The organism is Antrihabitans auranticaus, assembly GCF_016481275.1.
Taxonomy (GTDB): Bacteria; Actinomycetota; Actinomycetes; order Mycobacteriales; family Mycobacteriaceae; genus Antrihabitans.
In genome coordinates this window covers 10,531-23,168 of sequence record NZ_JAEMNW010000001.1, presented here as the reverse complement: position 1 = coordinate 23,168, position 12,638 = coordinate 10,531, and the positions used below count along the sequence as shown (strand labels likewise).

The following is a 12,638-nucleotide window of genomic DNA, read 5'->3' as shown; positions in this document are numbered from 1 at the left end:
TCGATACACAGGCAGGAGTGGCAGACATGGATCCGCTGAGCGAAGAGTCGCTCGCAACGGCAGCAGCCGCGGCAGAGAAGGCGTTCGCGGCCGCAGCGGACCTCGATGCCCTCGCTGAAGCGAAGACCGAGCACTTGGGCGACAAGGCACCTATCGCCCTTGCCCGCCGTGGTTTGGGAGCGTTGCCGAAGGAAGCGAAGGCAGACGCCGGTAAGCGCGTCAACGTCGCACGCGCGCAGGCCTCTGCTGCCTACGAGCAGCGGCGCGAAGTTTTGCTCGCCGAAAGAGATGCGGCGGTTCTGGTCGCGGAGTCGATCGACGTCACATTGCCGGCCCTGCGGCAGGCGCTGGGCGCGCGCCATCCGATCACCGTCATCTCCGAACAGGTCGCGGATGTCTTCGTCGCCATGGGCTGGGAGATCGCCGAAGGACCAGAGGTCGAGACCGAGCACTTCAACTTCGACGCCCTGAACTTCCTGCCGGACCACCCCGCGCGCACGATGCAGGACACCTTTCACATCGCGCCGGAGAACTCGCGCCAGGTCCTGCGCACACACACTTCGCCGGTCCAGATCCGGACGATGCTCGAGCGCGACCTTCCGATCTACGTGGCGTGCCCTGGTCGGACGTTCCGCACCGATGAACTCGACGCGACCCACACACCTGTCTTTTCTCAGGTGGAGGGCTTGGCCGTAGACAAGGGTCTGACGATGGCGCATTTGCGCGGGACGCTCGACGCGTTCGCGCGAGCGCTGTTCGGCCCTGACGCACGGACGCGTATGCGGCCCAACTACTTCCCGTTCACCGAGCCGTCCGCCGAGGTCGACATCTGGTTCCCGCAAAAGAAGGGCGGCGCGGGCTGGGTGGAGTGGGGCGGATGCGGCATGGTCAATCCGAACGTCCTGCGCGCGTGCGGAATCGATCCGGATGTCTACTCTGGCTTTGCCTTCGGTATGGGCCTCGAACGGACTTTGCAGTTCCGCAACGGCATCCCGGACATGCGCGACATCGTCGAGGGCGATGTGCGCTTCACACTGCCTTTCGGCGTGCAGTCCTAATTCTTTCGACGAGACGAGAGCGATCCTGACGTGCGAGTAGCGCAATCGTGGCTGACCGAAATTCTGCAGCGCGCCAACCCTGGCTGGTCTGTGACCCCCGAGGAACTGGATGCGGGCTTCGTCCGCGTCGGCCTGGAGGTCGAGGAGCTGGATATCCTCGCTCCGGTGACGGGCACCCTTGTGGTCGGCCGTGTGCTCGAGATCGAGGAGCTGACCGAGTTCAAGAAGCCGATCCGGTTCTGCCAGGTGGACGTCGGCGAGTCCGAACCGCGCGGAATCATCTGCGGCGCCCGCAATTTTGCCGTCGGTGACTTGATCGTGGCGGCGTTGCCCGGTGCGGTTCTCCCGGGTGGATTCGCGATCGCGTCGCGTAAGACTTATGGGCGTGTCTCCGACGGCATGATCTGCTCGGTCGCCGAACTCGGTATCGGCAAGGATCACTCCGGAATTCTGGTGCTCGAGCCCGGTACCGCAGAGCCCGGTTCCGACGGCAACGAGCTGCTGGGCCTCGGTGACGCGATCATCGAGCTCAACATCACGCCCGACCGCGGATACTGCTTCTCGGTCCGCGGCCTCACTCGTGAGCTGGCGTGCGGATTCGACCTGGCGTTTGCCGACCCGGCCGACCTCGAGTCGCCGCCGTCGACCGGTCTGGCCTGGCCGGTCACCGTCGATCCAGGCTCGAGCGCAACGAGGTTCGCCTTGCGCAAGGTGACCGGCATCGACCCGACGGCAGTCAGCCCGTGGTGGTTGCAGCGGCGGTTGCTGCTTTCCGGCGTGCGCCCGATCTCCCCTGCGGTCGACGTCACCAACTACGTCATGCTCGAACTCGGCCAGCCACTTCACGCATTCGACGTGGCAAAAGTCCGGGGCGAGTTGATCGTCCGGCGCGCGAACGCGGGCGAGAAGCTGCGGACTCTCGACGACGCCGAGCGGGTGCTCGATCCCGAGGACGTTGTGATAGTCGACGACACCGGTGTCATCTCGCTCGCTGGTGTGATGGGCGGCGCGACGACGGAGGTTTCGTCGGAGTCGACCGACATCCTGCTCGAGGCAGCGACATGGAATCCGTTGGCGATCTTCCGGACGGCTCGGCGGCACAAGCTCTCGTCCGAGGCGAGCAAGCGCTTCGAGCGTGTCGTAGATCCCGCGCTGAACATCGCGGCGCTCGATCGCGCTGCGACGTTGCTGGTCGAGATCGCCGGTGGTCGCGTCGAACCGCTGCTCACCGATATCGGGGGCGATCCAGGTGCACGTCCGGCGATCCGAATGGACGAGGACCTCCCAGCCCGGACCGCGGGCGTCGACTACCCACGCGGAACAGCAACAGCTCGTTTGGTCCAAATCGGTTGTGCGGTAGTCGAAGACGGGCAGTTGGTGGTGACTCCGCCGAGCTGGCGGCCCGACCTCGTCCAGCCGGCGGACCTCGTCGAAGAAGTATTGCGACTCGAAGGCCTCGAGCAGATCCCCTCTGTGTTGCCGCCCGCGCCGCCCGGACGCGGATTGACCCCTGGACAGAAGCGACGTCGCGCGATCGGTCGAGCGCTTGCGTACGCCGGGTACGCCGAAGTGCCTCCGCCCGTGTTCTTGCCGACCGGCGTGTTCGACACCTGGGGCCTCGACGCCGACGATCCGCGTCGTGTCACCTCCCGGGTGCTCAATCCGCTGGAGGCCGACCGGCCCGAACTCGCGACGACGTTGCTTCCCGGACTGCTCGAAGTCGCGGGTCGCAATATTTCCCGCGGTCAGCGTGATCTGGCGATCTTCGGCGTCGCACAGGTGGTTTTGCCTGGCCCGAACACGCGGGCTGTCGAGCCCTTGCCGGTAGACCGGCGCCCGACCGACGCGGAAATCGCTGTTCTGGTCGAGTCCCTGCCGCATCAGCCGGTGCATATTGCCGCGGTCCTCACGGGACACCGAGAGCTCAACGGCCCATGGGGACCTGGGCGCAACGGCGATGCCGCAGACACATTTGCGGCAGTCGACACGATCGCGGCGGCCGCAGGGGTGACGATCGAACGCCGTGCCGCCCAGCATTTGCCTTGGCACCCGGGCCGCTGTGCCGAGTTGCTCGTCGACGGTGTCGTCGTCGGACATGCGGGCGAGTTGCACCCGGCGGTGCTCGAGCGGTCCGATCTCCCCAAGCGGACCTGCGCGCTCGAACTCGACCTCGATGCACTGCCGATCCTGGAGAACTTGCCTTCGCCTGTGGTATCCGCGTTCCCTGCTGTGCTGCAAGACGTTTCGGTGAAGGTGGGCAAGGACGTTCCGGCGGGTGCAGTCGAGTCTGCGCTGCGGACAGGTGGCGGAGAACTTCTCGAGGACATACGTCTGTTCGACGTGTACGAGGGCGAACAGCTGGGTGGCAGTAAGTCTCTGACGTTTGCGCTGCGTTTCCGTGCGACTGACCGGACCCTCACCGAAGACGAGGCGACGGCCGCGCGCGACGCAGCGGTCGCCGCAGCAACAGCGGCGGTCGGAGCAACGCTGCGGGCATGAACACGACGTAGCCTGGGTGGGGGCGTGGAGGAGGCATGGTTGTGAACGAACTTGTTGTTGCGCTGAAGGCTTTGTCCGATCAGGAGCTACGTGACGTTGTCCGTGACGCCACGCAGGGCAGGCCGGGGCTGTCGGACTTGCACGAGGCGGCGTCCGGTCAACCGGTGGCGCTGATCCCGGCAACGCCGGATGTCCCTGCGCCGCTTCAGCTTCCGACGTCGTCGTTCTCACCGCCCGACTACACCGCAGGTGGCGTTCCGACCTTCGATCGCGTTCGCGACAAGGTCCGCGAGCGACTCGGCCGGTCGGTCGGATCGAGCGAACTGAACGCAGAGACGTCACCCGGAAGATCCGTGCAAGAGCAGTGGCAAGAGCGTGAAGAAGCAGGGCACAAGCGCCTGGAAGAGATCCGTCGCGCGATGCACACACACGACAGTGATGACACAAAGGGGACCGAGTGACCACGGATGCACAGGATCTTGCCGAGAAGCTTTTGGAGGCACAGGTCGAGTTCGTGCTGGGGGAGTTGAGCGGCCACCGCTTCGCAGAGGTGGTCGAGCGCGACGTCGCGGACGTCCTCCGGATTGCGGACACGATGGTCGTCAGCGACGTCATCGATCGCGCCCAGGTCAAGGAGTCGGGCCACAGGCTGGTCGACAAGATCGGCGGCAGCGCGATCATCGAGGAGATGGCGACGGCAATCGCTGACGCCATATACGACCTCTCGGCCAGCGATGAATACACCTTGGGCGACGTGGTCGATCGCGAGCCGGTGGCTGCGTTGATCGAGCACGTGCTGGCGATGCACACCGCGCAGGACCTGGCGCTAGAGCGTTTGACGGAGAGTCCGCTCGTCGCCAACGTGGCCTCGAGTTTCGTCAACAAGATCGTCTCGGACTTCCTGGCGACCAATCGTGCGCGAGCCGAGAAGCTGCCGGGGATGTCGACGTTCCTCAAAGTCGGCGCGAGCGCGGCCAGCAAGGTTCGCAGCGCAGGGGATAGGCATCTCGACCAGTTCCTCGGCGACGTCGCGGGCAAGGGTGCGCAGTACGCGTTGCGCCGCACCAACAGTGCGATTCGTGAACTCATCCACGATGCACCACTGCACGACGCGGCAATGGAACTCTGGGACCTGCATGCCGACGAGAAGGTCAGCGGCCTCCGCGAGTACCTGAGCCAGCAAGAGCTTCGCGATCTGGTTTTGATCATTCACGACCTCGTCGAGTCAGCACGAAACAAGGAGTACTTCGGGCATGTTCTCGAGGAGTGCATCGATGTGTTCTTCGACAAGTACGGGTCGCACACGATTGCCGGCCTGCTGCCCGAACTTGGTCTGACGGGCGCCGACCTCGTCGCTGAGATCGTTGCCTACGGCCCGTCGGTTCTCGATGCGGCGAACAAGGACGGGATGCTGACGGCTGAGATCCGCAAGCGTCTCGAACCGTTCTTTCTGTCGGACTCGACGCTGGCGATGTTGAGCGGTGTCTAGTCGTCGGCTCCTTCTCGTCGTGGCGCTGAGCTGTGCGATGGGCGTGTTCGGGGTGCCGACCGCTAATTCGGCCGGAGGGCCCTTGATCGTGCTCGACCCTGGGCACAACGGTGGAAATGCGGCGAATCCCGGCGAACTCGACAGGCTGGTTCCGGCTGGACGTGGAAACACGAAGCCGTGCAACACGACTGGGACCTCGACTGACGCGGGGTACCCGGAGCACGCGTTCACGTGGGACGTGTCGCTCCGCGTCCGCGATCTGCTCGCCGCCCGCGGCGTGCAGGTGGTCATGACGAGGAATGATGACGCGGGATTCGGCCCGTGCGTCGACGAGCGTGCCGCGATCGGAAATCGCAGCGTGGCCGATGCCGTCGTGTCGATTCATGCCGACGGTGCCACTCCGACGGGTGCTGGATTTCATGTTGCCCATTCGGCTCCGCCGTTGAACGAAAGCCAGGGCGAACCGTCGCTGCGTTTGGCACAGGCGATGCGCGATGCCTTCGTCGGTTCGGGGTTCGTCCCGTCGAACTATGCAGGATCGGGTGGATTGCAGGAGCGAGCCGACCTCGCGGGTCTGAACCTGGCTGACCGGCCGGCGGTACTGGTCGAGTGCGGCAATATGCGCAACCCCGTCGAAGCGGCGGTGCTGTCTGCACCCGAGGGCCGCCAGCATTATGCGCAGGCGATCGCAGACGCGATCCTCCAGTATGTGGGGGCTTAGAGCTCGTCGCGAAAGACTGGTCGCCGCTTCTCTTTTCGAGCGCGCGTCGCTTCTTCGAAGTTGTCCGTCGACATTCGGACGAGCAGTTGTCCCAGCCCCTCCTGATTCATGTGCTGCGCAAGGCTCGCCGCGTCGAGTCCCGACCACAGTGTGCGCTTCGTCAGTTCGATGCCGGGACGGGAGAATTCGGAAATGCGGTCCGCTAGGTCCACGCATTCGTCGATCAATGCACCGGGTTCGGTCACCTTGGAGACGAGGCCGATTCGCTCGGCTTCCGTCGCAGTCACGTCGCGACCGGTCAACATGATCTCGAACGCTCGCGAAGAACCGATCGCGCGCGGCAGTAGATAACTGAGGCCCAGTTCGCTGGCGGTCAGTCCGTTGTTGATTCCGGCGGCCCGGAAGTAAGCCTCCGTCGAGGCGATACGGATGTCCGTTGCGAGGGATAAGCAGAATCCTCCGCCGATCGCGGCGCCGTTGATCGCTCCGATCACAGGCTGGTGCATGCGCCGAAAAGCGTGGACCACGTCGTCGAGCATTTCCATCGCGCGTAACGCAACCGATGGCCGGGTCAAGCCGTCGATGTGGGGTGGCCTGCCCGCCGAAGTCTGATCGGCGCCCGAGCAGAATCCACGCCCTGCTCCGGTCACGACGACCGCCCTGACCGTGTTGTCGTGACTGATCGCCTCGAGGGTTTCTTTCAGCGGGATCATCACGTCGAACGCCATGGCGTTCATGCGCTCGGGTCTGTTGAGCGTGACCAGGGCGATGTGCGGTTTCGGCTTGTCGACCAGGACGAAGTTCACGGTTCCCGACAGTACGCGCGGAGTCGGGCCGCCTGCGTCGCAGACGGCACATGACAACCGCACACCACCATGAGCGGATCGACCAACGGTCCAGGGCGGACCGGCAGCCGTCGCCTGTCGAAGAAGCGATCGCGCAGCCACCTGCGTTGTGCGCATACGCAACCGGGTCGGTGGTGGCCCTTCGGGCCCGCTCGTCGGGACTGATCAACTTCATATTCGAACTATAGTTCGACCCACTGACACGTTCGGCGATCGAGCCGACCGATCCCGTTATGAATGAGCTTGCACCGTCGTGCATAATGAATCACATGGGAAATTGGACGGTCGCCGTCGCAGGTGCGAGCGGCTATGCCGGTGGTGAGATCTTGCGGCTGCTGCTCGGGCACCCAGCTTACGCGCGTGGGGAACTGACCATAGGCGCTTTGACCGCGGGCGGAAACGCTGGTTCGACTCTGGGCGAGCACCACCCGCACCTCCTTCCGCTCGCCGACCGCGTGCTGGTCGCCACGACGGTGGACGAGCTTGCGGGTCACGACGTCGTATTCCTCGGTCTGCCGCACGGCAACTCTGCGGAGTTCGCCAAAGCGCTTCCCGAATCGACGGTCATCATCGACTGCGGCGCCGATTTCCGGCTGACCGACGCGGCCGCCTGGGAGCAGTACTACGGAAGCCCACATGCCGGTAGCTGGCCCTATGGCCTTCCCGAGTTACCAGGCACGCGCGAGAAGCTCGCCGGTGCAACCAGAATCGCAGTGCCCGGTTGCTATCCGACCGCGGCGACGCTGGCGCTTGCTCCCGCCGTCGCTGCGGGGATAGTCGAACCGACGGTCAATATCGTTGCGGTGAGCGGTACGTCGGGCGCCGGCCGTGCGCCGAAGGCGAACCTGCTCGGTTCCGAGGTCATGGGCTCCGCGCGCGCATACGGCGTAGGCGGGGTGCACCGGCATACGCCCGAGATCCGCCAGAACTTGTCGGCACTGTCCGGTACTGATGTAGCGGTGTCGTTCACCCCGGTCCTTGTGCCCATGCCTCGCGGCATCCTCGCGACCTGTACTGCGCCCACGACTGTCTCCGAAGACGAGGCACGAGCGGTCTACGAAAAGGCTTACGCCGACGAGCCGTTCGTGCATGTGCTGCCGAAAGGCCAGTACCCGCAGACAGGTTCGGTTGTTGGTTCCAACGCTGCCGTCATCGGTGTGACCGTCGATGCCGCAGCTGGATTGCTCGTCGTCGTCTCGGCGATCGACAACCTGACCAAAGGCACCGCCGGGGGTGCCGTCCAGTCGATGAACCTCGCCCTTGGTCTGCCGGAGACCGACGGGCTTTCGACCGTGGGAGTCGCGCCGTGAACGGGAAACTCATTCGCACTCAAGGTGTTACTGCGCCGGCGGGATTCAGGGCGGCCGGCATCGCGGCGGGCATCAAGAAGAGTGGCAAGGCGGACCTCGCCCTCGTGTTCAACGAGGGTCCGGACAATTGCGCGGCGGCAGTTTTCACCTCCAACAAGGTGAAAGCCGCACCTGTGCTTTGGTCGCAGCAGGTGCTGTCGACCGGCCGGATCCGCGCAGTCGTGCTCAACTCGGGTGGCGCAAACGCCTGTACCGGGCCGCTCGGATTTCAGGACACTCACAAAACCGCCGAGGAACTCGCGGCTGCGCTCAGCAATTGGGGAACCGAAACCGGCGCCGTCGAAATCGCGGTCTGCTCAACAGGACTCATCGGTGACCGGCTGCCGATGGACAAGCTCGTTCCCGGCCTGACAGAGATCGTCCACGAACTCGCGGGGGGTATCTCCGGCGGCACCGACGCCGCGCACGCAATCATGACGACCGACACCGTGCCCAAGGAAGCCGCGTTCCACCACGACGGCAAGTGGGTGGTCGGTGGAATGGCAAAGGGCGCAGGCATGTTGGCGCCATCGCTCGCGACCATGCTCTGCGTCATCACCACCGACGCGATAGCGACGTCCGAACAACTCGATGAAGCATTGCGGGCTGCGACGCGCCTGACGTTCGACCGGCTGGACGTCGATGGATCGTGTTCCACCAACGACACGGTGCTGCTACTCGGTTCGGGCGCAGCCGGTGTGTCGCCGTCGCAGGAAGACTTGAACGCAGCTGTCCTAGCGGTGTGTGACGACCTCGCGCACCAGCTGATGGCCGATGCGGAAGGTGTGACGAAACGTGTCGAAGTTACGGTAAGCGGAGCCCTGACCGAAGACGAGGCACTGGCCGCCGCGCGGACGGTCGCGCGTGACAGCTTGGTCAAGACAGCGCTTTTCGGTTCCGATCCGAACTGGGGCCGTGTCCTCGCTGCCGTGGGAATGGCGCCGGTGACCTTGGATCCGAACCGAATCTCGGTGTCGTTCAACGGTAATCCCGTATGCATCGACGGTGTCGGTGCACCCGGCGCGCGTGAAGTCGATCTGAGCGGTGAAGACATCGAACTGACCATAACGCTCGGAGTAGGTGACGCCATCGCGTCGATCCGGACCACGGACCTCTCCCACGCCTACGTCGAAGAGAACTCGGCTTACAGCTCATGATCGAGGGGCTCACCGCGACACAGAAGGCTCATGTGCTCGCAGAGGCTCTGCCGTGGTTGCAGAAGTTCACGGGGAAGGTCGTCGTCGTCAAATATGGCGGCAACGCGATGGTCGACGACGACCTCAAGCGGGCCTTTGCGGCGGACATGGTGTTTCTGCGGACGATCGGCGTACACCCCGTGGTGGTCCACGGCGGCGGACCACAGATCAGCGCAATGCTCCGAAGGCTCGGAATGCAGGGCGAGTTCAAGGGTGGGTTCCGCGTCACCACACCGGACGTCATGGACGTTGTGCGCATGGTCTTGTTCGGTCAGGTCGGCCGTGAATTGGTCGGGTTGATCAACGCGCACGGACCGTACGCGGTCGGCATCTCGGGTGAAGATGCGCACCTGTTCACGGCCACTCGGCGAACTGTTCAGGTCGACGGCCTGCCGACCGATATCGGGCTCGTCGGCGATGTCACAACTGTCAACCCGGCGGCTGTGCTGGACCTGATCGCCGCGGGGCGCATTCCGGTCGTGTCCACCATCGCACCGGACGCCGACGGCATCGTCCACAACATCAATGCCGACACCGCCGCGGCGGCGTTGGCCGAGGGGATCGGCGCAGAGAAGCTGATCGTCCTCACCGATGTCGAAGGGCTCTATACGAACTGGCCCGACCGGGGCTCGCTGACATCCGAAATCGATTCCACCGCATTGGAATCACTCCTGCCGAGTCTCGATGCCGGGATGGTTCCGAAGATGGAAGCCTGCCTGCGTGCGGTGCTCGGTGGTGTACCGACCGCGCACGTCATCGACGGGCGTGTGCCGCACTCGGTTCTGCTCGAAATGTTCACGGGAGAAGGAATCGGCACGATGGTGACCCGAGGGGACGGCGTCCAATGACACACACCGAAGAACTGCAGCAGCGCTGGTCGGGCGCGATGATGAACAACTACGGCACGCCGAAGGTCGCGCTGGTTCGCGGTGCGGGCGCAGTCGTGTACGACGCCGACGGGAAGGAGTACATCGACTTTCTGGGCGGAATCGCGGTCAACGTTCTCGGCCACGCGCACCCCGCAATCATCGAAGCTGTAACCGCGCAGCTCGGCACGCTTGGGCACACCTCCAACTTCTATGCGACGGAACCGGGCATCGCGCTGTCGGAGCAGTTGCTCGCGCACCTGGGTGCACCCGGTCGAGTGCTGCTGTGCAACTCCGGTACGGAAGCGAACGAGGCGGCGTTCAAGATCTCGCGCCTGACCGGACGAACCAAGATCGTCGCTTGTGAAGAGGCCTTCCACGGCCGGACGATGGGGTCTCTTGCGCTCACGGGGCAACCCGCCAAGCGGGCGCCCTTCGAACCGATGCCGCCCGGCGTTGTACACGTGCCGTTCGGGGACATCGCGGCACTCGAAGCAGTCGTCGACGCCGAGACGGCAGCGGTTTTTCTCGAACCGATGTTGGGCGAGAGCGGCGTCGTAGTACCGCCGGAGGGCTACCTGCTCGCGGCCCGCGAAATCACGCAACGGCACGGTGCACTCCTTGTGCTCGACGAAGTGCAGACCGGGATCGGACGGACGGGCTGGTTCTATGCACACCAGGCTGTCGGCATCGTTCCCGACATCATGACCCTGGCCAAAGGACTCGGCGGCGGACTGCCGATCGGCGCCTGCATCGCGACGGGCGCAACAGCTGACCTGCTGCAGCCAGGTATGCACGGCACGACGTTCGGAGGCAATCCCGTATGTGCCGCAGCAGCATTGGCTGTACTGAAGACCATCGCCGATCTGGACCTGATTTCGCACGCGAACTCGCTGGGTAAGGCGATCGTCCACGGCATCGACAGCATTGGGCACCCTTTGGTGGACCACGTCCGTGGGTCGGGGTTGTTGCTCGGTATCGTGCTCACGGCCGACGCCGCGGCGGCTGTCGACGCCGAGGCGCGCGAGGCTGGGTTTCTGGTGAATCCCGCAAAGCCGAACGTGATCAGGCTTGCTCCGCCCCTGATTCTCTCCGAGGAGCAGGCGGACTCGTTCGTCGCGGCACTTCCCAGCATTCTCGACGCAGCGCAGGAGCAGCAATGACACTCACACACTTTCTGCGCGACGACGATCTCACGCCTGCCCAGCAGGCGGAGGTGCTGGCCCTCGCGGCCGAGCTGAAGAAGGCCCCGTTCTCGGCTCGTCCGCTCGAAGGCCCGCGCGGCGTGGGAGTCATCTTCGAAAAGAACTCGACGCGCACACGGTTCTCGTTCGAGATGGGTATCGCTCAGCTGGGCGGTCACGCGGTCGTGGTCGACGGGCGGACGACACAGCTCGGTCGTGAAGAGACGCTCGAAGACACCGGTCGCGTCCTCTCGCGATACGTCGACGCCGTCGTCTGGCGGACCTTCGGCCAGGAGCGGCTACATCGCATGGCTGCGGGTGCGACCGTTCCGATCGTGAACGCGTTGTCCGACGAGTTCCATCCGTGCCAGGTGCTCGCCGATCTGCAAACTTTGCAAGAGCGCAAAGGCAAGTTGGCCGGGTTGAAACTGACCTACCTCGGCGACGGCGCGAACAATATGGCGCATTCGCTCCTGCTGGGTGGCGCGACTGCCGGCATCGACGTGACGATCGCCGCACCGGAGGGTTTCACGCCACTCCCCAGCGTCATCGAAGCCTCGCGAGCGCGGGCTGCCGAGACCGGCGCCACACTGACGGTCACAACGGATCCGATTGCCGGCGTCGAGGGAGCAGATGCACTCGTCACCGATGCGTGGACCTCGATGGGGCAGGAAGGCGACGGCCTCGACCGTGTCGGACCGTTCCGGAAGTTCCAGATCAACGCCGACCTGCTGAGCCGTGCCGACCCGAATGCGGTTGTCCTGCACTGCCTGCCGGCCCATCGCGGTGACGAGATCACCAACGACGTGATCGACGGACCACAGAGCGTGGTGTGGGACGAGGCCGAGAATCGGTTGCACGCCCAGAAGGCCCTGCTCGTCTGGCTTCTCAAACAATCGGCACGATCATGACGGCAGCCAAACCCGTAGCACGAACCCGTGCGGGCCGGCAGGCACGAATTGTCGAATTGCTGTCGACCAATTCGATTCGAAGCCAGACCGAGCTCGCAGCGCTGCTCGCCGAGGAGGGCATCGACGCCACCCAGGCGACGTTGTCCCGCGACCTCGAAGAATTGGGTGCGGTCAAGCTGCGGGCAGCAGATGGGGGCGTGGGCGTCTACCTCGTGCCCGAAGACGGAAGCCCGGTTCGTGGCGTGTCGGGCGGCACCGACCGGTTGTCGAAGCTGCTCTCCGAGCTGCTGGTCTCTACGGATGCCAGTGCCAACCTTGCCGTTTTGCGCACTCCACCCGGGGCTGCTCAGTACCTCGCGAGCGCGCTGGATCGCGCTTCGCTGCCGGACGTTGTCGGGACGATCGCCGGGGATGACACCATTCTCGTAATCGCTCGAGAGCCGACAACCGGCGCACAACTTGCCGCGAAGATCGAAGAACTTGCCTGACAGGCACCACCGCACGTCGTAAGAAGAAGGAG

12 protein-coding genes are annotated in these 12,638 nt (G+C 64.6%); 11 read left to right on the top strand and 1 reads right to left on the bottom strand.

Features of this window, described 5'->3' with window-relative positions; all coding sequences use genetic code 11:
* The first annotated feature begins 26 nt into the window (after window positions 1-26).
* The 5 genes from pheS to JGU72_RS00085 are packed head-to-tail and all read left to right on the top strand — an operon-like array spanning window position 27 to window position 5,767.
* Window positions 27-1,058, top strand: coding sequence for a phenylalanine--tRNA ligase subunit alpha (gene pheS, locus JGU72_RS00105; RefSeq protein WP_199683093.1), 1,032 nt, complete (start codon window positions 27-29; stop codon window positions 1,056-1,058).
* 30 nt (window positions 1,059-1,088) lie between these two features.
* Complete coding sequence (gene pheT, locus JGU72_RS00100; protein ID WP_199681748.1) at window positions 1,089-3,557, top strand: phenylalanine--tRNA ligase subunit beta; 2,469 nt, start codon at window positions 1,089-1,091, stop codon at window positions 3,555-3,557.
* 41 nt (window positions 3,558-3,598) lie between these two features.
* Window positions 3,599-4,018: a hypothetical protein gene (locus JGU72_RS00095; protein WP_374101043.1), complete on the top strand. Its 420-nt coding sequence runs from the start codon at window positions 3,599-3,601 to the stop codon at window positions 4,016-4,018.
* Complete coding sequence (locus JGU72_RS00090) at window positions 4,015-5,046, top strand: hypothetical protein (protein WP_199681746.1); 1,032 nt, start codon at window positions 4,015-4,017, stop codon at window positions 5,044-5,046. Before JGU72_RS00095 ends, JGU72_RS00090 begins: the two co-directional genes overlap by 4 nt.
* Entirely contained in the window at window positions 5,039-5,767 is a 729-nt protein-coding gene (locus tag JGU72_RS00085) for an N-acetylmuramoyl-L-alanine amidase (RefSeq protein ID WP_307828241.1), read from the top strand. The genes JGU72_RS00090 and JGU72_RS00085 overlap by 8 nt, the downstream gene beginning before the upstream one ends.
* Here the strand turns inward: JGU72_RS00085 and JGU72_RS00080 are convergent.
* Window positions 5,764-6,573, bottom strand: a complete 810-nt coding sequence (locus tag JGU72_RS00080; RefSeq protein WP_199681745.1) for an enoyl-CoA hydratase — start codon at window positions 6,571-6,573, stop codon at window positions 5,764-5,766. The two genes, JGU72_RS00085 and JGU72_RS00080, sit on opposite strands and share 4 nt — an antisense overlap.
* A 308-nt stretch (window positions 6,574-6,881) precedes the next feature.
* On the opposite strand from JGU72_RS00080, the gene argC reads away from it, so the two are divergent.
* The 6 genes from argC to JGU72_RS00050 are packed head-to-tail and all read left to right on the top strand — an operon-like array spanning window position 6,882 to window position 12,606.
* Window positions 6,882-7,922 carry an N-acetyl-gamma-glutamyl-phosphate reductase gene (argC, locus tag JGU72_RS00075; RefSeq protein WP_233530993.1) on the top strand — a complete coding sequence of 347 codons (1,041 nt, stop codon included), beginning with the start codon at window positions 6,882-6,884 and terminating at the stop codon, window positions 7,920-7,922.
* Window positions 7,919-9,118 (top strand): bifunctional glutamate N-acetyltransferase/amino-acid acetyltransferase ArgJ, encoded by a 1,200-nt coding sequence (argJ, locus tag JGU72_RS00070; RefSeq protein WP_199681743.1) that lies wholly within the window; start codon window positions 7,919-7,921, stop codon window positions 9,116-9,118. Before argC ends, argJ begins: the two co-directional genes overlap by 4 nt.
* A complete protein-coding gene (gene argB / locus JGU72_RS00065; RefSeq protein ID WP_199681742.1) occupies window positions 9,115-10,005 on the top strand; it encodes an acetylglutamate kinase in 891 nt (296 codons plus the stop codon). The genes argJ and argB overlap by 4 nt, the downstream gene beginning before the upstream one ends.
* Entirely contained in the window at window positions 10,002-11,186 is a 1,185-nt protein-coding gene (locus JGU72_RS00060) for an acetylornithine transaminase (RefSeq protein ID WP_199681741.1), read from the top strand. The genes argB and JGU72_RS00060 overlap by 4 nt, the downstream gene beginning before the upstream one ends.
* A complete protein-coding gene (gene argF, locus JGU72_RS00055; protein ID WP_199681740.1) occupies window positions 11,183-12,118 on the top strand; it encodes an ornithine carbamoyltransferase in 936 nt (311 codons plus the stop codon). Before JGU72_RS00060 ends, argF begins: the two co-directional genes overlap by 4 nt.
* A complete protein-coding gene (locus tag JGU72_RS00050; RefSeq protein WP_199681739.1) occupies window positions 12,115-12,606 on the top strand; it encodes an arginine repressor in 492 nt (163 codons plus the stop codon). The genes argF and JGU72_RS00050 overlap by 4 nt, the downstream gene beginning before the upstream one ends.
* Window positions 12,607-12,638: the final 32 nt, after the last annotated feature.